The sequence below is a fragment of the Nonomuraea fuscirosea genome, from assembly GCF_003001935.1.
GTDB lineage: Bacteria > Actinomycetota > Actinomycetes > Streptosporangiales > Streptosporangiaceae > Nonomuraea > Nonomuraea fuscirosea.
Map to the genome: position 1 here is coordinate 132,903 of NZ_PVNG01000020.1, position 19,262 is coordinate 152,164.

Consider the following 19,262-nt stretch of genomic DNA (forward strand, 5'->3'; position numbering starts at 1 on the left):
CCAACCGTCGTGCGGGGCTCGCGGCCTCCAGGGGGACGCTTCTAGACCCGCACACGGCGGGCCGCCGCTACGGCGCATGGTGGGCCGGTTACGGGCTCAACCCCCGGCACCGGCTACGGCAATGCGGACAAGCCCGGCAATGGCGAGGTTCGCGGCACCGGCTACGGCGTTGTGGTTCGTGTGGTGATCGCTGGTATGACGCGGTAGCTCTCCTGGAAGACCAGGTTGTGGGCGTCGGCTGCGGCGATCACGCGCATGGTGTCGAGCTGGCCGGTCGCGTCCGTCTCCGAGAAGACGTTGAGGGGCCAGTCGCCTACCGTGTTGCCCCGTAGGTGTGGGTGGTGGAAGTCGCAGCCGTAGTGGGCGACGACCGCGATCGGCTGCGCGCCGCACTGGCGCTGCTCGTGCCAGGTCAGCGACCACATGGCGTTGAGGCCGCCCTCGTGCGACCTGGTGAGCCCGCTCGCGACCACCTCCCCGGTGCCGAGCAGCAGGTCGGCGTTGGCCTCCTCGAGGACCTGGCGGGCCACCGGGTCCAGCAGTTCGACGGTTCTGGCGAACACGCGTTCCTTGTCCTCCCGCGTGACGGCGTCGCCGTGGTCGCCGTCACGCAGGTCGGTGAAGTGGCGGAGCAGAGCCTGGTTGATCGGAGTACCCATGCCCTCCCCCTTCCCCGGGCTCAGGTGAGCAGGCCGGCGATCCTGGTCCGGATTTCGGGGGTGTCCAGGCCACGTACGGTGAGGGTCGTGCGGCGGCGTACGACGTCGTCCACCGTGGCCGCCCACTCGTGGTCGCGGGCGTAGACCACCTGGGCCCAGATGTCCGGCCCGTCCGGGTGGATGCGCTCGCCGAGCGCGGGGTCCTCGCGGATGAGCCGGGCCAGGTCGAACGCGATCGAGCCGTAGTGCGAGGCCAGGTGCCGGGCCACCAGCGGATCCATGCGCGCGCTCGGGTCGCGGTCGGTCCACAGCCGCATGGCCACCGCGTCGGGGCTGGCCAGGCCGGGCAGCGGCACGGCGGGCAGGATGTCGGCCAGGTCGTCGCCCAGGGGACGTCCGGGCAGGTGAGCCAGGGTGTCGAAGACGTGCCTGCCGATGTGGCGGTACGTCGTCCACTTGCCGCCGGCCACCGACAACATGCCGCCCGCGCCCCGGGTCAGCACCGTCTCCCGCTTGGCCGCCGTGACCTCCCCAGGACCGCCGGGCAGGACGCGCAGGCCGGCGAAGGCGTAGGTGATGTCCTCGCGGCGGAGCTGGGAGTCGCGGACGGAATGCCCCGCCTCGTCGAGGATCTGGGAGATGTCGGCCTCGGTGGCGCCGACCAGGCCAGGATCGCCCTCGTACGCCTCGTCCGTGGTCCCGAGCAGCAGGTGGTCCTCCCACGGGATCGCGAACGACACCCGGTACTTGTCGATCGGCGTGGTCAGCGCGGCCTTCCACGGCTCGTGCCGGCGCATGACCAGGTGGGCGCCCTTGGACAGCCGGATGCTGGGGGCCGCGTCCGGGTCCTCCATGCGACGCAGGTGGTCGACCCAGGGGCCGGTGGCGTTCAGGACGAGGCGGGCGGAGACGCCGAACTCGGCGCCGCCGAGCCGGTCGCGCAGGTCGGCGCCGGTGACGCTGCCGCCGGTCGTCCGCAGCCCGACGACCTCGGCGTGGTTGAGCACGGTGGCGCCCGCGTCCACGGCGGCGCGCACGGTCATGACGGCGACGCGGCTGTCGTTCATCTGGTGGTCGCCGTAGACGGCGGCGGCGCGCAGCCCCTCGGTCCGCAGCGCGGGCACCTTGGCCAGCGCCTGATGCGGAGTGATCACCTTGCCCATGCCGTCGCCGAACACGGACAGGGCCGAGTACAGGAACACGCCGGCGCCGAGCTTGGCGGCCCCGTGCGGCCCGCCCTTGTAGATCGGCACCAGGAACGTCAGCGGCTTGACCAGGTGGGGGGCGATGTCGCCGGCCAGGGCGCGGCGCTCGCGGTGGTTCTCGGCCACCAGCTTGACGTTGCCGGTCTGCAGGTAGCGCAGGCCGCCGTGGACCAGCTTGGAGGAGGCGCTGGAGGTGGCGCCGGCGAAGTCGCCCGAGTCGACCATCGCCACCCGCAGCCCCGCCTGGGCGGCCATCCACGTGACCGACGTGCCCAGGATGCCACCGCCGATGACCAGCAGGTCGTAGCCGGTGGTGGACAGCTCGTGGCGGATCTCGGCCCGGTCGGTGCCGATCGCGGTCGTCATTGCCATACTCCTATTGCTCGACCCAGTCGAGGGTCCGGGCCACGGCCTTCTTCCAGTTGCGGTATTCGCGCTCGCGGGCCGCCTCGTCGATCGCGGGGCGCCACTCGGCGGCCTTGTGCCAGTTGGCGCGCAGGCTGTCGAGGTCGGGCCAGTAGCCGGTGGCCAGTCCCGCGGCGTAGGCGGCGCCGAGCGCGGTGGTCTCGGCCACCATCGGCCGGATCACCGGCACGGCCAGCACGTCGGCCAGCGTCTGCATGAGCAGGTTGTCGGCGGTCATGCCGCCGTCGGCGCGCAGCGTGGTCAGGTCGAGCCCGGAGTCGGCGTTCATCGCGTCGACGACCTCGCGGGTCTGCCACGCGGTGGCCTCCAGCACGGCGCGGGCGATGTGCCCCTTGTTCACGAAACCGGTCAGCCCGGCGATCACGCCGCGCGCGTCCGAGCGCCAGTGCGGCGCGAACAACCCCGAGAACGCCGGTACGAAGTAGCAGCCGCCGTTGTCGTCGACCGTCTTGGCCAGGGTCTCGATCTCGGCCGCGCTGGAGATCAGGCCGAGGTTGTCGCGCAGCCACTGCACGAGGGAGCCGGTGACCGCGATGGCGCCCTCCAGCGCGTACGTGGCCGGGCCGTCGCCGATCCGGTAGCCGACCGTGGTCAGCAGGCCGTGCTTGGACACGACCGGCTCCTGACCGGTGTTCATCAGCAGGAAGCTGCCCGAGCCGTAGGTGCTCTTGGTCTCGCCGGGCGCGAAGCAGGTCTGCCCGAACAGCGCCGCCTGCTGGTCGCCGAGCGCGGAGGCCACGGGGACGCCGTCCCGGGTGTGGCCGTAGACCTCGGCGGAGGGGCGGATCTCGGGCAGCATGGCGCGCGGCACGCCCATCGCGGCCAGGAGGTCGTCGTCCCATCCGAGCGTGTGGATGTTCATCAGCATCGTGCGGCTGGCGTTGGTCACGTCGGTCAGGTGCCGCCCGGTGAGGTTCCACAGCAGCCAGCTGTCCATCGTGCCGAACAGCACCTCGCCGCGCTCGGCCCGCTCGCGCAGGCCGGGGTCCTGGTCCAGCAGCCAGCGGATCTTGGGCCCGGAGAAGTAGGTGGCCAGCGGCAGCCCGGCCTTCTCCCTGAACAGGCTCGCGTGCTCGGCCAGCGCGTGCGTGAGCGCGTCGGTGCGGGTGTCCTGCCAGACGATCGCCGGGCGGACGGGGCGGCCGGTGGCGCGCTCCCACAACACCGTGGTCTCGCGCTGGTTGGTGATGCCCAGCGCGGCGATCTGGCCGTCCTCCAGGCCGGCGCCGCTCACCGCCTCGGCCAGCACGGCCTCGACGTTCTGCCAGATCTCGGTGGCGTCGTGCTCGACCCAGCCCGGCTTGGGGAAGATCTGGCGGTGCTCGCGCTGGGCGACGCTGATGATGTTGCCGGCCTGGTCGAAGACGATGCACCGGCTGGACGTAGTGCCCTGGTCGATGGCTGCGACGTAGTGCGGTCGAGGCACTGGGTTCCTCGCTAGTGCTCGTGGTTCGACAATGCCGAACGAATCGTATGTGGAAGGAGGTGGCTGTTCAAGTGTCATCGGGCGAGGTCACGGGTGATGGCGCGGGCGGCGTCGCGTACGTAGGAGACGAACTCCATGTGCAGGTCACCGCCTGGGGCGAGCCGTTCGACGGCGCCGCGGATGCCGATGGCGCCCACCGCCAGGCCGCGCGCGTCCCTGATCGGGGCGGCGATGGCCACCTCGCCCTCCGTCAGCTCCTCCATCTCGGCGGCCCAGCCGCGCGCCCTGACCTGGGCGAGCTCCGCCTCCAGCCGCGCGGGGTCGGTGAGCGTGCGCTTGGTGTGGGCCTGCAGCGGCGGGGTGATCGACTCGCCGTACGGGTCGTAGGCGAGCAGCACCTTGCCCAGCGCGCTGGCGTGGAGCGGCAGATAGGTGCCCACCTGCAGCGTCTGCATGCTGTCGTCGGGGCGGAACACGTGGTGGATCACCAGGACGTGGCCTTCGTGCGGGGTGCCGATCCAGGCGCTCTCCCTGCTGCGCCCGGCCAGCGCGTCGGCCCAGTTGATGGAGCGGGTGCGTAGCTCGTTGACGTCGAGGTAGCTGCTGCCGAGGTGGAGCAGCGTGGCGCCGAGCCGGTACTTGCCCGTGGTGTCGTCCTGCTCGACGAACCCGACGTGGACCAGCGTGCGCAGGATGCCGTGCAGCGTCCCTTTCGGCAGGCCCAGCGCCCTGGCGAGCTCGGCGACGCCGAGCTGCCGGGGGCCGGAGGCGAGCAGCCGCAGGATGGCGGCGGCCCGTTCCACCGACTGAATCGTGTCTCCCACGCCGACGACACTAGCAGCGAATCGTTCGGTATTGCCGAACGCTGGCGCTTGAGTCTGTACGCCGGTCCGGGATCTGCCGCGGGCGCGGGCAACCCGGGGCCGCCACGCGCAGTCGCGCACTCCACGTCGCTCGGGAACCGCACCGGCGCCGGGTGCGTCTCTTGATCGAGGACTTCCCGCTAAAGGCACCAATTTCCCATGGATTGCCGGCAAAGAGGGGACTAAATGGAACAACCTTCCCGTATTGCGGGAACCGTGCGGCCTGGGGGCCGCACCGCGAGAGTACGCGCGGCCGTCCTGGAGGCCACCCAGGACGAGCTGGTCGAGCACGGGTTCCATGGGCTGACCATGGACCAGGTGGCGGCCAGGGCCGGCGTCGGCAAGACGACGGTCTACCGGCGCTGGGGGAGCACCCCCGGCCTGGTGGCCGACCTCATGACCGAGCTGGCCAACCAGTCCTCGCCCCACGCCGACACGGGCGGCATCGAAAGTGACCTGCGCGTCAACGCGCTCGCCGTGGTCGAGGCGCTCAACGACGGGCGCCTCGGGGCCACGTTCCAGGCGGTCATCGCCGCCGCCACCTGCGACGAGCAGGCCTCTCTCGCGCTGCGCACCTTCTACCTGCGCCGCATCGAAGAGTGGACCAGCGTCGTGGACCTGGCCGTGGCCCGGGGTGAGCTGCCGGTGGGCACCGACGGGGGCGAGGTGATCCGGGCGATCGCGGCCCCGCTCTACTACCGGCTGATGATCACGAGGGAGCCGGTGACGGCCGAGGCCGCCGAGTGGTCGGTGGCGCGCACGCTGGCCGCCGCCAGGGCGGGCGCCTTCGTGACGGGCGCCCTGGTGACGGGCGGCGCGCCGGGATGAGCGGTTCGGGGGCTCACATGGATGAACGGGGCCAGATCGAGCCGTACCACCACAGGATCCCGCCCATGACCACGAGCCCGCCCGCCGTGGCGAGCTTGCCCATGAGGTCGGCGGGCGGTCCGGTGTAGGGTAGCCGGCCGCCGTGCCGGTGGTGGCCCCAGGGGCAGTCGTTCTCGACGTGGCTGGAGTCGATCAGCGTTTCCGGCTGGTGCTCGCTGACCGAGTAGGCCTCGATCTCGGATCTGCTGCCCTTGTTCACGGGGATCTGCCGGACGACGGTCTTCCTGGCCGGGATGGAGCCGCTGGCCATGCTGACGCCGTCGGCCTTGAGATCGAAGCGTACGAGCTGGCGGGTCTGGTTGTGCAGCCTGACGGACGCCCGGCCCGAGCGGCAGCCCACGTCGTCGACCGTCATCGTGAACGGGTCGCCGGAGTCCGGCAGCGGCCACGCCTCGGCCGCGGCCGGAAGGAGCAGGACGGCGCCCACCGGCAGGGCGGCCAGGACGAGACGGAAACCGATGCGCATGGTGCTTCCCCCGGACACGATCTTCGCTACATAAAGTGCCCAAGCGGGCACGAAAAGTAACATCGGCCACCGGGGGGAGCGCGCACCCCCGCAGGTACTTCATGATGGATGTATGGCGGAAGCGATCTACGTCGGCGGGTTGCTGGTGGCGACGCCACTCCTCGACGACCCCAACTTCCGGCGTAGCGTCGTGCTGATCCTCGAACACGACCACGACGGCGGCACCCTCGGCGTCGTCCTCAACAGGCCGAGCGACATATCGGTGACGCAGGTGCTGCCCGTATGGGACCCGCTGATCACCGGGCCGCCGGTGTTGTTCGAGGGCGGTCCCGTGCAGACCGACAGCGCGCTCGCGCTGGCCGCCGTCCCGAGCGGCGAGGAGCCGCTCGGCTGGCGCCGGCTGCACGCGGGCACCGACGCGGTGGCCCGCCTGGGGACGGTCGACCTGGACGCGCCGCCGGAGATCCTGCAAGGGGAGATCGCGCAGATGCGCATCTTCGCGGGGTACGCGGGGTGGACGTCGGGGCAGCTGGAGAGCGAGATAGCCGAGGGCGCCTGGTATGTCGTCGACTCCGAGGTCGGCGACACCTTCCACGCCGACCCGTCCGCGCTGTGGCGTCATGTGCTGCGGCGCCAGCGGGGTGAGCTGGCGTTCGTGGCGACCTGCCCGGACGACCCGACCCTCAACTGAACGCCCGCCGCCCCTCGGACCGGATCGTCGGGCTCAGTGCTGCAGGGGCCTCAGTGGCGCAGGTCCCAGCCGGGCCGCAGGCAGCGCTCGGCCAGCTCGATGCTCTCGGCCATCCGCCGCTGGATCTCCTCCATCGTGCCGTCACGGCGCGGGCACTCGAAGCCGACGCGCATGGTGGACATGGCGAACGCCACGATCAGGTGCGTGAGCTGGTCCTCGTCGGGATCCACGCCCCGGCGGGCGGCGATCACCTCGGCCAGGCGCCGCTCCGTCCGCGCACCCCTGGCCACCGACTTGCCGACCAGGTGCGGATTGCCGTCCAGCAACTTCCGCAACTTCAGGAACCTGCTCGCGTCGTCCGGCGTTGAACTCTGCACGTCGGTCAGGACCGCGCGCAGCGCGTGCATCAGGGCCGTGAACGGCGGCTCGTCCGCCGGGCGCTCCGCCAGCGTCTCCAGCATGATCTCCTCGCCGTGGTCGTGGAACCACATCGCCAGGTGATCCTTGTTGGTGAAGTAGCGGAAGAACGTGCGGGGGGAGATCTCGACCGCCCCCGCGATCTGCTCCACGGTGGTCGACTCGTATCCTTGTTCGAGGAAGAGCTCTAGCGCGGCGTCCATGATCGCCAGGCGCGTCTTCTCCTTCTTGCGTTCTCGTAGCCCCACCGTCACTCCCTCGAAACCATGTTGTCACAGTGTGCCATAAGTCATAGGGCGACTGTTGAAAGTCATTTGTCATGTGTCATGCTCTGCCATAGATTACCGAGGCTTACGAGGCTTATGCCCCGGTGTGGGGCGGCATGTTTGAGGGGGACTCATGGCTCAAGCGAAGGCGGTCGACGCGCCGTCATCGCCCGGCCCGGCGAAGACGGGGACCGGGGGCAACCCGTGGCTGGTGCTGCTGGCGGTCAGCCTGGGCGTCATCATGGTGATGCTCGACGGAACCGTGGTGGGCATCGCCAACCCGGTCATCCAGGTGGACCTGAAGGCCACGCTCTCCGATCTGCAGTGGGTGACCAGCGGTTACCTGCTGGCGCTGGCGGTCTTCCTGATCACCGCGGGCAAGCTCGGCGACCTGTTCGGGCACAAGCGCGTGTTTCTCATCGGTGTGGGGGGCTTCGCCATCTCCTCGGTGGGCATCGGCTTGAGCGCCGACCTGGCCGAGATCATTCCAGGTGCGACGCCGGCCGGCGCCCTGATCGGCCTGCGCGTGCTGCAGGGCCTGTTCGGCGCCCTGCTCCAGCCCGCCGCCCTGGCGCTGCTGCGTGGAGCGTTCCCGGGCGAGAAGCTGAACCAGGCGATGGGGGCCTGGGGTGCGATCATCGGCCTGTCCAGCGCCGCCGGCCCGATCGTGGGCGGGCTGCTGGTCGAGAGCAGGGGCTGGGAGTCGGTCTTCTTCATCAACGCGCCCGTCGGCGTGATCGCGCTCGTCCTCGGCATCTTCCTGATCAAGGAGAACCGCTCGCAGACGCTGGCGCGCATCGACTGGCTCGGCGTGCTGCTGCTGTCCGGCGCGATGTTCTCACTGGTCTGGACGATCATCAAGGCTCCCGAGTGGGGCTGGGGCGACAGCACGACCCTGACCTTCATCGGCGCCTTCGTGGTGCTCATGGCCGCGTTCATCTTCTGGCAGAGCCGGGCCAGGCAGCCGCTGGTGCCGCTGTCGCTGTTCGCCAACCCGTCCATCTCCATCGGCACCTTCCTGATGATGATGGTGGCCTTCGCCATGTTCGGCGCGATGTTCTTCCTGGGCTTCTTCTTCCAGGGGGTCCACGGGCTCAGCCCGCTGGACGCCGGCCTGCGCATGCTGCCGATGAGCGCCGGCATGATCGTCGCCTCGCCGCTGGCGGGCATGCTGCTCGGCAAGCTCGGGCCGAAGATCACGATGGCCGCGGGTCTGCTGATCACCGCGTTCTCGATGTTCCTCATGTCGCAGCTCAGCATCGACGCCTCGTTCATGGCCAGCGCCATCCCGTTCGTGCTGCTCGCCTTCGGCCTGTCGCCGGTCTTCGTGGGCGCCACGGAGATCATCGTGGGCAACGCGCCGGTGGAGCTGAGCGGGGTCGCGGGTGGCGTGCAGCAGTCGGCCATGCAGGTCGGCGGCGCGCTCGGCACCGCGATCCTGGGCGCGGTGATGGCCGGTGAGATCTCCAGCAGGCTGCCCGGCTACCTCGGCCCGGCGGCGCAGGCGATCCCGGCCGAGCAGATGACGGCCCTGGAGAAGATCGCCGCGTTCGGCCAGGCGCCTCCCGGGGTGCCGCAGCAGGTCGCCGACGCGCTGCACAACTCGTTCATGGACGGCATGCACGTCGCCTTCCTGGTGAGCACCGGCATCGCGGTGCTGACGGCGCTGCTCACGCTGTTCGTCAAGGCCGGCCGGAAGACCGAGGGCGCTGCCGTCCACGTGGGCTGACCGGCGCCAGAGCCTGCGCGCTGACCGGCGGATCCGTGCTCTGACCAGCGCTCGGAGCCGTCGGCGGCGCTGTGCTCCGGCCTGTGTTCGATGTCGCGGCCCCCGCCCCCGTGGCGGGGGTCGTTCCGTGTTCCGGGGTCGCGGGCGGGCATAAACTCGTGGGGTGAGCACGAAGATCCTCCCAGAGCAGGAGACCACTCCGCGGACGTCGCACGGCGACGGCGATCACGAGCGGTTCGCCCACTACGCGGACAGGAACAAGATCACCGAAAGCATGGTGACCGGCACGCCCATCCGCGCTCTGTGCGGCAAAATCTGGGTGCCCAGCCGCGATCCCAAGAAATATCCGGTCTGCCCGGAATGCAAGGAGATCTACGAGGGCCTGCCGCCGGGTGGCGGCGAGGGCGGCGACGACAAGCAGTGAGTGTTGCTGAGCGGTAATCCCCTTACGGAGAGTTACGGTCTGTAGCCAGACCGGCTCAAATCGTAGGGGGTTCGCATGGCCCGGCGCGCGACCGCTGTCGTCTCGGCATGCCTGCTCGTGGCCGGGGCCATCCGGCCGCCGTGGCCGGGCGCTCCTCTGACTGTCGCCGCTGGGACCGTTCCGGCGGCCGGATCCATGACGGCCGACGGGTGTGCCGAACGCGCGCCCGCGTCCCGCACGCCCGGGCCGCGTTCGCCCAAGCCGGAGGACGTGGCCAAGGTTCTCGCCGAGCTCGGCGAGCGGCTCGCGGGGATCACGCCGCCGAGCCAGATCACCGTGCCCACGCGGGTGCACGTCCTCACCAAGGGGCCCGAACGGAAGGTGTCCGACGAGGCCGTCAGGGCCCAGATCGACACGCTCAACTCCGCGTACGCCGGCAAGTTCGGCGGCGTGGACACCGGCGTGCGCTTCCGCCTCGACATCATCTCCGTCGAGGAGAACGCCTCCTGGTTCGCCGACCCCATCGGCCACGAGAAGGCCATGAAGCAGGCGCTGCACGAGGGCGGGGCGGGCACGCTCAACCTCTACGTCGCCCAGCTCAGCGAGCTCATGCTGGGCTTCGCCAGCTACCCGTACTGGTACGCCGGCTCCCCCCGCCTCGACGGCGTCGTGATCGACTGGCGCAGCCTGCCCGGCGGCGCGATGGCCGACTACAACCGGGGCTTCACCGGCGTGCACGAGATCGGCCACTGGCTCGGGCTCTTCCACACCTTCGAGAACGGCTGCAAGGAGCCGGGCGACGGCATCGACGACACGCCCCGCGAGGCCCGCCCGACCGAGGCGTGCCCGCTGGACAAGGACACCTGCACCGCCCACGAGGGCAAGGACCCGGCCCACAACTACATGGACTACGCCCACGACCGGTGCATGTGGGAGTTCACCCAGGGACAGGCGAACCGGATGCACGAGATGTGGGCCGCCTACCGGGACACCGCCGACGCCTAGTATTTCCGACAAATTACGATGTGCAGGTGACAGCACCAAAGGCACTCGACGCTCCCCACAGATCCACGGGTCTCTTCGGCCCCGAGTACCGCACGGCCAGCCTCGGCATCCTGCTGGTCGTCACGCTGATCGCGTTCGAGGGCATGTCGGTCGGGGTCGTCATGCCGGCCATCGCCGACGAACTGGACGCCCTCGACCTGTACGGGCTCAGCTTCTCCGCCTTCCTCATCGCCAGCCTGTTCATGAACGTGGTGGCCGGCCTGTGGTCGGACCGGCGCGGATATCCGGTGCCGTTCCTGGCCGGCGTGGTGCTGTTCGTCATCGGCATGGCCCTGGCCGGGGCGGCGACCACCGCCGGGATGTTCCTGGCCGCGCGGGCCGTGCAGGGACTCGGCGCCGGCGCCTCCATCGTCGCGCTGTACGTGATGATTGCCCGCGTGTACGCGGTGGACGTGCGGCCGAAGGCGTTCGCCTCCGTCTCCGCCGCCTGGGTGGTGCCCGCCATGGTGGGTCCGTCCGTGGCCGGGTTCGTCGGGCAGCACTGGGGCTGGCGTTACGTCTTCTACGGGATCATCCCGCTGGTCATCCCCGCCCTGGTGATGCTCGTACCGGCGCTGCGCAAGGGCTCGGCCGCCGAGGCCGCCGAGGCCGACGCGCCCCAGCCCGGCACCGGGCCCCGGTCCAGGCCGGTGGCGATGACCCTGGCCGCCACCTGCACCGCCGGCGGCGCCGGGCTGCTGCTGCACGGCGTGGACCGGCTGCACCGCGACCTGGTGCCGGGGAGCCTGGAGACGGCCGCCGGGCTGGCGCTGCTGCTCTGGGGCCTGTACCGGCTGCTGCCGCCCAGAGCACTGCGCTTCGCGCGGGGGCTGCCCACGACGATCGTCATGCGCGGGTTCTTCTCGGCCTCCTTCTTCGGCGTGAACGCCTTCATCCCCCTCGCGCTGCAGGAGGTGAAGTCCTTCGACACCACGTCCGCCGGGGTCGCGCTCACGACCGGAGCCCTGGGCTGGTCGGCGGGGGCCTACATCCAGAGCAAGGGCTCCGGTCACGCGCACCTGCGGATCAGGCTGGGCGCCGCGGGCGTGGCCACGGGCATCGTGCTGTGCCTGCTCTCCGTGCTTCCCGGGGTCACCGGATGGATCGCGGTGCCCGCCTGGATCGTGGCCGGCTTCGGCATGGGCTTCGGCCTGACCACGGTCAGCGTCACGGCGATGAAGCAGTCGCCGGTCCACGAGCAGGGGGCCAACTCGGCCGCGCTGTCGGTGTCCGACCAGCTCGGCTCCGCGCTGTCGATCGGCATCGGCGGAGCGCTGGTGAACGTCATCGGGCACTCCTCGTCCCAGATCGCCACCGGGTTCCTGGTCATCTCCTGCCTCATGGGGGTCATCGCGGTGACCGGCAGCGTGCTCGCCGGTCGCACCCGCTGAATTCCGCACCTCCCGTCACACCCGTCACTGTTCGCCTGAGCGTCGTCGCCAGGAGTGATAGGACAGCGGGCAAGGAGGTGCCATGGAGGATGATCACCGTGTCTGGCCCCCTGAACCGGGGCCCGGGCATCGCCGTACACCTCCAGAGGACTCGGCGTCCGCGCGGGGCGACGCGGATCGGGACGAAGGGGTGCCGCGGGGGCGGGCGGGTCCCAGGCACGCTGCCGGGGCGGCGCCGTACGTACCGGAACAGCCTCGGACGCGGGACGAGGGCGGCCGGGGCCGCCCGCCCGACCCGCCCGACCCGCCACCCGACCCGCCACCGGCCTTCGGCCGGCGCGAGCGGCCGTACCAGCAGCCCGCCCGGCGACCCGAACCCCCGGCGGACCCGGATTCGGGCCGGCAGCGGGACGCGCCCGCCGAGCGAGACTCTCGCTGGGGACGGGACGATCCCGCAGGTCGTGACGTCCGGTGGGGGCGGGACGATCTCGCCGAACCCGAGCCCCGATGGGGGCGGGACGACGCGAGCGGCCATGACCCTGGGTTGCAGCGGGACGACGCGAACGGTCATGATCCTGGCTGGGGGCGGGACGACGCGAACGGTCATGACCCTGGCTGGGGCCGGATGGACGCCGGGCCGGATCATGATGGCCGGTGGGGGAGGCGGGGGCATCCGCTGGATCTGGACCAGGGGGAGCCTGAGGAGCCCGCATGGGGCCCCAGGATCCGCGGAGCCGTCCCCAGAGAGCCCGACCGCGGGCGAGGAGAGGCATGGGAGGACCTGCCCCCCTCCGCCCGCCTGCACGGCTCTCCCGCCGACCCCGGGCCGCGCAGGGGGAGCCCGGCGGGCGGGCGGATGTGGCGGCGCGTGGCGGTCGTGCTGGCCGCGTTGATCGCGGGAGCGGGCCTGGTGACGGGCGCGGCGGTGGCGGCGCTGCGGCTCACCGCGCCTCCGGAGCGGACGGGGCTGATGCGCGACGCGCAGGCCGGGGTGACGGCGACGTTGCCGCAGGGCTGGAGCACGGGCGCGGTGGCCCCAGTCACGGGGTTCACCTCGGTCGTACGCGACGGGCGGGGCGCGCTCGTGATGGCCAGGCCGGTGCCGGGCCCGGTGGGCGACGTCAGGAAGGCCACGGCGGAGGCGGCCGAGCTGTACTCCCGGCTGCTGCTCATGGGCGACCGGGTGAGCGTCGTCGACGACCGGCGGACGGCCGACGGTCACACCCGCGCCCTGCGCGCCGAGTACAAGGACGTGGTGAACCGGCCGGCGTTCCTCAGAGTGATGCTGGTCACTCGTACGGACCGCTCCGTCCTGCTGGTCGGACTGCTGCAACCCGAGGACGAGAGCCGCAGACAGGCGTTGGACGAGGTCATGGCGAGCGTCCGATAAGCCGCATAGCACGTGAGGAAGACCTTGGCCAGAATCCCCGGCTCACGGCACGTCTTGTCGGTGGGCCCGATTACTCTTGGGTCACTGTGAGAAAGCGAAGCACACGAACCCCAGAGGTGATGCGGTGAGCACGTTCGCCGCGTCCCACCTTTCGCCTTCCTATCCCGACCGGGCCGCGTGGGGCACCGCCCCGAAGTTGCGCGCCTGGCAGCAGGAGGCGTTCGACCTCTACTCCCGGCGTGAGCCGCGTGACTTCCTCACCGTGGCGACGCCGGGCGCGGGCAAGACGACCTACGCCCTGCGCATCGCCAGCGAGCTGCTCGCCAACGGGGTGATCAAGGCGATCACGATCGTGACCCCCACCGAGCACCTCAAGCGCCAGTGGGCCGACGCCGCCGGGAAGGTCGGCATCGGCATCGACCCCGAGTTCAAGAACAGCCAGGGCGCGACCTCGCGCGACTACATCGGGGTGGCGGTCACCTACGCGCAGGTCGCCATGCACCCGGCCCTGCACCGGGCGCGCACCGAAAACCGCAAGACGCTGGTCATCTTCGACGAGATCCACCACGCGGGCGACGCCAAGTCGTGGGGCGACGGGGTGCGCGAGGCGTTCGAGCCGGCCGCGCGCCGGCTCCAGCTGACCGGCACGCCGTTCCGGTCCGACGACAACCCGATCCCGTTCGTCGGCTACGAGGAGGACGCGGAGGGCTTCAAGCGCAGCATCGCCGACTACTCCTACGGCTACGGTCCCGCCCTCGACGACGGCGTCGTGCGTCCGGTCATCTTCCTGGCGTACTCGGGCGAGATGAAGTGGCGCACCCGCGCCGGCGACGAGATCGCCGCGACGCTGGGCACGCCGCTCACCAAGGACCAGCTCTCCCAGGCGTGGCGGGCCGCGCTCGACCCGAAGGGCGACTGGATCCGCCAGGTCATGCAGGCGGCCGACCGCCGCCTCACCGAGGTGCGCAGGGGAGTGCCCGACGCGGGGGGCCTGGTGATCGCCACCGACCACGAGACCGCCCGGGCCTACGCCCGCCACCTGCGCAACATCACCAGCGAGGGCGCCACGGTCGTCCTGTCCGACGACCCCGGCGCGTCCAAGAAGATCAAGCAGTTCGCGGCCTCGGAGGATCGCTGGCTGGTGGCCGTGCGCATGGTGTCGGAAGGCGTCGACATCCCCCGCCTGTGCGTCGGCGTCTACGCCACCTCCACCTCGACCCCGCTCTTCTTCGCCCAGGCCGTGGGCCGCTTCGTGCGTGCCCGCAAACGCGGCGAGACCGCCTCGGTCTTCCTGCCCTCGGTGCCCACCCTCATGGGGCTGGCCAATGAGATGGAGGTCGAGCGCGACCACGTCCTCAACAAGCGACCGCCGGAGGACGGCCTCGACGACACCCTCCTCGAACAGGCCAACCGCCAGAAGGACAACCCCGACGTCCTCGGCGACGAGCTGCCGTTCGAGACCATGGAGACCACGGCCACCTTCGACCGCGTGCTCTTCGACGGCGGCGAGTTCGGCACCGGCGCTGAGGTCGGCTCGGCCGAGGAAGAGGACTTCATCGGCCTGCCCGGCCTGCTGGAGCCCGACCAGGTGGCGACCCTGCTCCGCAAACGGCAGTCGGACCAGCAGGCCGCCCGCCGCAAGCAGCCGGAGGAGCCCCGGGAGACGCTGGCCCCGCACGAGCAGATCGCCGAGCTGAGGCGCGAGCTCAACGGCCTGGTGGGCGCCTGGAACCATCGCACGGGCCAACCGCACGGGGTGATCCACTCGGAGCTGCGCCGCGCCTGCGGCGGCCCCCCGATCGCCCAGGCGACGGCGGAGCAGATCACGGAACGCATCGCCATGATCCGCCGCTGGGCCACCCAACGCCGCTAGCCCACACCCCGGCGACGCCCAGGCCCGGCCTGGCGTCGCCGGGGCCGGGGTCCATCCACTCCTCAGTCTCCAGGAGGGGGCTGCGACCATTCGTGGAGCCGTACGTAGTCCCGAGTCCAGTCGGGGGTGACGACGGCCCGGCCGACGATCAGGACCCGGGTGAGGATGCTGTAAGAGGTGGCGTCGCCGAAGCGCTCGCGCAGGTAGGCCGCGTTCCTGTCGCGGAAGCGCTCGTCGGTCAGCGCTCGCACCACTCCGTACACGCCTCTGGCGTACATCCCGTTGCAGATGGTCAGGGTGCGTTCGACGTTGTCAGGATTGACTCCCCGGTAGAAGAACGCGACGTCCTCCAGCAGTCGAATGTCGGCGCCCGACCCGGTGTGGCGCGGGTGATGTCTGGCCGGCGTGTCGCCGCCTTCGTGGACCTCGAAGTACGGGCCGAGCTCGCCGTCCCGGTCGGGCACCTTTCGTACCGGAAGTTGGATCCGCTCCCGCAGGGACGTGGTGACCTCACTGTTGTCGATGCCGCCGAGGAGCACTAGATGCGCGGTGAAGTCGTCGGAGCGTAAGTCCTCGGGGGCGCGCAGCGTGACCAGGCTGCGCGGGTTCGCCGCTCTGAGGTGGCCGTGCAGCTCGAACAGCGAGTCGAGGTCGGAGTGCTTGTAAAGCTCGATGTAGTCGAGGCCGTCCGGCGAGGGGTACGGGATCGTGGTCCGCTGATCCTCGGGGAGCTGCGAGCAGATGATCGTGATGGGCTCCCCGTCGGGGAAGCGCCACGGGTTGTCGCGGTAGATGTCTCGGCCGGACGACGGCTCGGAGTCTTCGCCTGAGAGCTGGGCTCTGAGCGCCTCCCGGCGCAGCCGGGTCAGCTCCGCGAACAGCTCGCGCTGCTCGTCCAGCTCGTCCGGCGTCAGGTCGGTGAGCGGCAGCACGCGGGCGTGCCCGTTGACGATCGAGCGTCTGGTCGCGAAGAAGGTGGCGTACTTCTCCAGGCGATGCGGCGGCGGGATCTTGGCCGCGCGAGTGGACTCCCACGAGGAGATCAGCGCCAGGCTGACCTCGAACGCCTGGCGCAGCTGGGCCTGGGTGATCCGCAGGTCGGGCCATCGGCTGTTACGGAGCTCGCGCAGGCGGCGCGCCAGCGCGGTCTGTGCCCGATCATCGCCGCTCATGCCGTGCTCTCATTCAGTGAACTTCGGTGATTTCCAGTTAATAGGAGGGGAGAGGGGTTTCCGGGCCGGCGGGCGAACCGCGGACGGCTCGCACGGCGGGCGCTACCAGCGATGCTCGTAGCGGTCCTGGCCGAGTTGCCTGACCATGATCCGGCACAGTTCGGCCCGCAGTTCGCGCCGGCCGTCGGGTAGGTACAGCACGCTGGTCGTCGGCACATTCCCATGGGGCCACTCGACATAACCCCTGCGTTCGTACAGGCGGCACGCGTCGAGGTTGTCCAGGCCCACCCCGAGTGCCACCTGCTTGTATTCCATCGAGAAGAGCAGTTCCTCCGCCGCTCGCATCAGTTCGCTGCCGATTCCCCGGTTGCGGTGGGCGGGCAGGACTTCGAGGTGGGTGAGCAGCGCGGCATCCGGCAGGTGGGTGGTCAGCTCCGGTTCCTCGGCCCGCTCCAGCCAGAGATAGACGTCGCCGATCGGCTCGCCGTGTCTCCAGGCCACCAGGAGGATCCCGTCCCCGCGTCGCTGCCGGGCCAGCCGGTCCTCGAAATAGTGCTTCTGCCCGAGCGATCTGATGAGGGCGGGCAGATCCTCAGGCGCTGCTGTACGGATGTCGCAAGTTCCCACACAGGACAGAATTCCGGTGCCGCTTCAGAGAATCAATAAGCAAATCTCAGGGACTTCCACCAGCGCAATGTCGTTGCGCCGTCTTTGATCAGCCATTTCATGACATCTTGGGGATGAGGGCCCAGTTGCGGAATCGCATTAAGATGGTCGCCCCACCGGCGACGATCTTCCAGCCAGGCTTTGAGGTAGGCGACGCAGAAGTCGGGTTCGATCCGGTGCAGGCGGCCACGGGCGGCCAGGAGGGAGCTCTCCATCGCCCGCCGTCTGCGGTCGTCCACCGGGAGCTGTCGTACGCGATCGAGAATGTCGGCGATGAAGCGGTCACGCGCGTCGAGGAAACAGATCCAGTGCGCCGGGTCGGTGGCGGGCTTCCAGCCCTGCTGCGGATCCTTGTCCAGGAGCCAGTAGACGCCCTCGGCGAGCACGTCGCCGAGCTCCTGGTCCCGCGCCCGGACCTGCTGGTCGAACGGGTCGAACGGCCGCTGCTTGACCTTGCCCGTCACCGCGAGCCGACGTAACGAGGCATCGGTCAGCAGGTAGAACCAGTCCTCGTTGTAGACGTTCGGGAAGAAGGACGGGCTGCGGGTCGTCTCGACCGCCAGCGCGCCGCCGCCCACGAAGGAGTCCTGGTAGCCTCCGGTCTCCCGGTGCGCGTGACACACCACGGAGTTGTCGGGATAGCCGTCGATCTGCATGCCCACCGCGTCATAGCTGTCCAGCAGCTCCGCCGCGCGGGTGACGTCCTGCGGGCTGCCCACCTCGATGTCGTCGTCCAGGAAGACGATGCGCCGCCAGCCCATGAGACGGGCGAGCACCAGCGCCGTGTTCCGCTTCGCGCTGAGGTCGGTGGTCCGGGGGAAGGGGGTGCCGCGCAGCAGGGCGGTGGTCGCGAAATCCGGCAGGTTCAGGCCGTCGGGATCGCCGATGTCGATCGCGAGGAAGTCCACGTTGTGCGGCATCCAGCCGGCCGCCTGCCCGGCGTCGCTCCAGCGGCTGTGCAGCGAAACGAGGGGGCAGGAGATGGCGCCGGCCAGGTGGATCGCGTGCGTCAGCCATCGGGGGTGGCGGATCGTGGGCACCACGATGGCGTCCACGGCTCCCGCTTCGTCCGCCCGTTCGCCGGCGTCGAACATGTCCACCAGATGGCGGTGCGAATGGTGGTGATGTTCGGTTCTGCTCAACACAGGGTCAACCGTCATCTACGAGTGCCTCCGGCCATTCATGCAAGCGGTCTTCGTCAGAGGTCCAGTCCGGCGTGACGGCGACCCTGCCCGCGATCCTGACCCGCATGAGGATGCTGTAGGTCGCCGCGGCGCCGAAACGCCTGCGCAGGAAGGCGGCATTCCTGTCGCGGAAGCGAAGGTCGGTGAGCGCGCGCACCGCGCCGTACACGCCTCTGGCGTACATGCCGTTGCAGATGGTCAAAGTGCGTTCGGTGTTATAGGGGTTGACTCCGCGATAGAAGAACCCGACATCCTCGATCAAGCGCAGACCATCGCCCGAACCAAGGGTGTCGGGATAGTACCTGGAACTCTCGCCGTGCTCGTCCACCTCGAAGTACGGCCCGTTCTCGCCGTCCCAGTCGGGTACCTGCTGCACCGGAAGTCTTATCCTCCGGACCATCGAAGCGGTGATCTCGTTGTAGTCCACGCCGCCCAGCAGGGCGATATGCGTGGTGAGGTCGTTCGGATGCAGATCCTCGGTGGCGCGGAGAGTGACCTCGCTGCTCGGGTTCGAGGCCCTGAGGTGGCCGTGCAGCTCGAACAACGAGTCCAGGTCGGAATATTTGTAGAGTGAGATGTAATCGGCGGAGGCGGGCGAGGCATAGGGGATCTTGGCCCGGTCCTCCTCGGGAACCTGGGAACAGATGATGGTGATCGGCTCCCCCTCGGGGAAGTGCCACGGATTCCTGAACGACGTTTCCTGATCGGTCGGGACGCGGCTTTCCGCCACCTTCTCCGAGCTCTGCCACTGCAAAGCCTTGTTGCGCAGGCGGAGCAGTTCCGTCCGCAGCTTCGAGTGCTCCTCACGCTCCTTCGCGGTCAGTTCGTCGAGCGACAGCACACGGGCCACGCCGTTGGCGACCGATCGTTTCGTGGCGAAGAAGATCGCGTATTTCTCCAGCCAGTGCTGAGGCGGGATCTTCGGCGGTGTTCCGGTCTCCCACGAAGAGATCGACGGGACGCTCACCCGCAAGGCACGGCTCAGTTCGGCTTGGGTGATTCTCCGCCCCGGCCAGCGGCGTTCCCGAAGGTCACATAGTCGGCCAGCCAGTCCGCCCGATGGCTCGTCTCCCACCCTCAGA

At 70.0% G+C, this 19,262-nt stretch carries 18 protein-coding genes; 8 read left to right on the top strand and 10 right to left on the bottom strand.

All coding sequences use genetic code 11. The features are described 5' to 3' along the window. Window positions 1-161: 161 nt before the first annotated feature. From B0I32_RS38765 to B0I32_RS38780, 4 genes are all read right to left on the bottom strand, one after another. Window positions 162-659: a hypothetical protein gene (locus B0I32_RS38765; protein WP_106248223.1), complete on the bottom strand. Its 498-nt coding sequence runs from the start codon at window positions 657-659 to the stop codon at window positions 162-164. A 20-nt stretch (window positions 660-679) separates the two neighbouring features. Next, window positions 680-2,230: a glycerol-3-phosphate dehydrogenase/oxidase gene (locus B0I32_RS38770; protein WP_106248225.1), complete on the bottom strand. Its 1,551-nt coding sequence runs from the start codon at window positions 2,228-2,230 to the stop codon at window positions 680-682. Window positions 2,231-2,240: 10 nt separating this feature from the next. Continuing rightward, window positions 2,241-3,716 (bottom strand): glycerol kinase GlpK, encoded by a 1,476-nt coding sequence (gene glpK, locus B0I32_RS38775; protein ID WP_106248226.1) that lies wholly within the window; start codon window positions 3,714-3,716, stop codon window positions 2,241-2,243. A 74-nt stretch (window positions 3,717-3,790) separates the two neighbouring features. Next, window positions 3,791-4,540, bottom strand: a complete 750-nt coding sequence (locus tag B0I32_RS38780; RefSeq protein WP_106248228.1) for an IclR family transcriptional regulator — start codon at window positions 4,538-4,540, stop codon at window positions 3,791-3,793. Window positions 4,541-4,795: 255 nt separating this feature from the next. On the opposite strand from B0I32_RS38780, the gene B0I32_RS38785 reads away from it, so the two are divergent. Further along, the gene (locus tag B0I32_RS38785; RefSeq protein ID WP_326629487.1) at window positions 4,796-5,407 is read left to right on the top strand and encodes a TetR/AcrR family transcriptional regulator; all 612 of its coding nucleotides are present in this window, start codon (window positions 4,796-4,798) and stop codon (window positions 5,405-5,407) included. A 13-nt stretch (window positions 5,408-5,420) separates the two neighbouring features. Here the strand turns inward: B0I32_RS38785 and B0I32_RS38790 are convergent, their stop codons facing one another. Continuing rightward, a complete protein-coding gene (locus B0I32_RS38790) occupies window positions 5,421-5,933 on the bottom strand; it encodes a hypothetical protein (RefSeq protein WP_106248231.1) in 513 nt (170 codons plus the stop codon). A 112-nt stretch (window positions 5,934-6,045) separates the two neighbouring features. On the opposite strand from B0I32_RS38790, the gene B0I32_RS38795 reads away from it, so the two are divergent. Continuing rightward, window positions 6,046-6,624, top strand: coding sequence for a YqgE/AlgH family protein (locus B0I32_RS38795; protein WP_106248232.1), 579 nt, complete (start codon window positions 6,046-6,048; stop codon window positions 6,622-6,624). A gap of 50 nt (window positions 6,625-6,674) precedes the next feature. On the opposite strand, the gene B0I32_RS38800 is transcribed toward B0I32_RS38795, so the two are convergent. Then, window positions 6,675-7,289 (bottom strand): TetR family transcriptional regulator, encoded by a 615-nt coding sequence (locus B0I32_RS38800; protein WP_146178477.1) that lies wholly within the window; start codon window positions 7,287-7,289, stop codon window positions 6,675-6,677. Between the two features lie 151 nt (window positions 7,290-7,440). Here B0I32_RS38800 and B0I32_RS38805 point away from each other — a divergent pair, with 151 nt between their 5' ends. The 6 genes from B0I32_RS38805 to B0I32_RS38830 all read left to right on the top strand — a co-directional run bounded on the left by B0I32_RS38805 (window position 7,441) and on the right by B0I32_RS38830 (window position 15,158). Then, window positions 7,441-9,036, top strand: a complete 1,596-nt coding sequence (locus B0I32_RS38805; RefSeq protein ID WP_106248235.1) for an MFS transporter — start codon at window positions 7,441-7,443, stop codon at window positions 9,034-9,036. 163 nt (window positions 9,037-9,199) lie between these two features. Then, a complete protein-coding gene (locus B0I32_RS38810; protein WP_106248236.1) occupies window positions 9,200-9,460 on the top strand; it encodes a DUF3039 domain-containing protein in 261 nt (86 codons plus the stop codon). A gap of 75 nt (window positions 9,461-9,535) precedes the next feature. Then, the gene (locus B0I32_RS38815) at window positions 9,536-10,465 is read left to right on the top strand and encodes a zinc metalloprotease (RefSeq protein WP_106248237.1); all 930 of its coding nucleotides are present in this window, start codon (window positions 9,536-9,538) and stop codon (window positions 10,463-10,465) included. Between the two features lie 26 nt (window positions 10,466-10,491). Continuing rightward, a complete protein-coding gene (locus B0I32_RS38820) occupies window positions 10,492-11,895 on the top strand; it encodes an MFS transporter (RefSeq protein ID WP_245956298.1) in 1,404 nt (467 codons plus the stop codon). A gap of 868 nt (window positions 11,896-12,763) precedes the next feature. Continuing rightward, complete coding sequence (locus B0I32_RS38825) at window positions 12,764-13,285, top strand: hypothetical protein (protein WP_146178478.1); 522 nt, start codon at window positions 12,764-12,766, stop codon at window positions 13,283-13,285. A 124-nt stretch (window positions 13,286-13,409) separates the two neighbouring features. Then, entirely contained in the window at window positions 13,410-15,158 is a 1,749-nt protein-coding gene (locus B0I32_RS38830; RefSeq protein WP_181308270.1) for a DEAD/DEAH box helicase, read from the top strand. Window positions 15,159-15,220: 62 nt separating this feature from the next. Here the strand turns inward: B0I32_RS38830 and B0I32_RS38835 are convergent, their stop codons facing one another. From B0I32_RS38835 to B0I32_RS38850, 4 genes are all read right to left on the bottom strand, one after another. After that, window positions 15,221-16,330: a helix-turn-helix domain-containing protein gene (locus B0I32_RS38835; RefSeq protein ID WP_106248240.1), complete on the bottom strand. Its 1,110-nt coding sequence runs from the start codon at window positions 16,328-16,330 to the stop codon at window positions 15,221-15,223. 102 nt (window positions 16,331-16,432) lie between these two features. Beyond that, complete coding sequence (locus tag B0I32_RS38840) at window positions 16,433-16,957, bottom strand: GNAT family N-acetyltransferase (RefSeq protein ID WP_219912224.1); 525 nt, start codon at window positions 16,955-16,957, stop codon at window positions 16,433-16,435. Between the two features lie 32 nt (window positions 16,958-16,989). Then, on the bottom strand, window positions 16,990-18,141 hold the full coding sequence (locus tag B0I32_RS38845; RefSeq protein ID WP_106248242.1) for a hypothetical protein: 1,152 nt from the start codon (window positions 18,139-18,141) through the stop codon (window positions 16,990-16,992). Between the two features lie 4 nt (window positions 18,142-18,145). Beyond that, window positions 18,146-19,153: a hypothetical protein gene (locus B0I32_RS38850; RefSeq protein ID WP_342751830.1), complete on the bottom strand. Its 1,008-nt coding sequence runs from the start codon at window positions 19,151-19,153 to the stop codon at window positions 18,146-18,148. Between the last annotated feature and the right edge of the window lie 109 nt (window positions 19,154-19,262).

Bases quoted from the DNA above. Each gene is read 5' to 3' on its own strand.
- B0I32_RS38765 (WP_106248223.1), bottom strand. From the start codon at position 659: ATGGGTACTCCGATCAACCAGGCTCTGCTCCGCCACTTCACCGACCTG.
- B0I32_RS38770 (WP_106248225.1), bottom strand. From the start codon at position 2,230: ATGACGACCGCGATCGGCACCGACCGGGCCGAGATCCGCCACGAGCTG.
- B0I32_RS38790 (WP_106248231.1), bottom strand. From the start codon at position 5,933: ATGCGCATCGGTTTCCGTCTCGTCCTGGCCGCCCTGCCGGTGGGCGCC.
- B0I32_RS38795 (WP_106248232.1), top strand. From the start codon at position 6,046: ATGGCGGAAGCGATCTACGTCGGCGGGTTGCTGGTGGCGACGCCACTC.
- B0I32_RS38815 (WP_106248237.1), top strand. From the start codon at position 9,536: ATGGCCCGGCGCGCGACCGCTGTCGTCTCGGCATGCCTGCTCGTGGCC.
- B0I32_RS38805 (WP_106248235.1), top strand. From the start codon at position 7,441: ATGGCTCAAGCGAAGGCGGTCGACGCGCCGTCATCGCCCGGCCCGGCG.
- B0I32_RS38835 (WP_106248240.1), bottom strand. From the start codon at position 16,330: ATGAGCGGCGATGATCGGGCACAGACCGCGCTGGCGCGCCGCCTGCGC.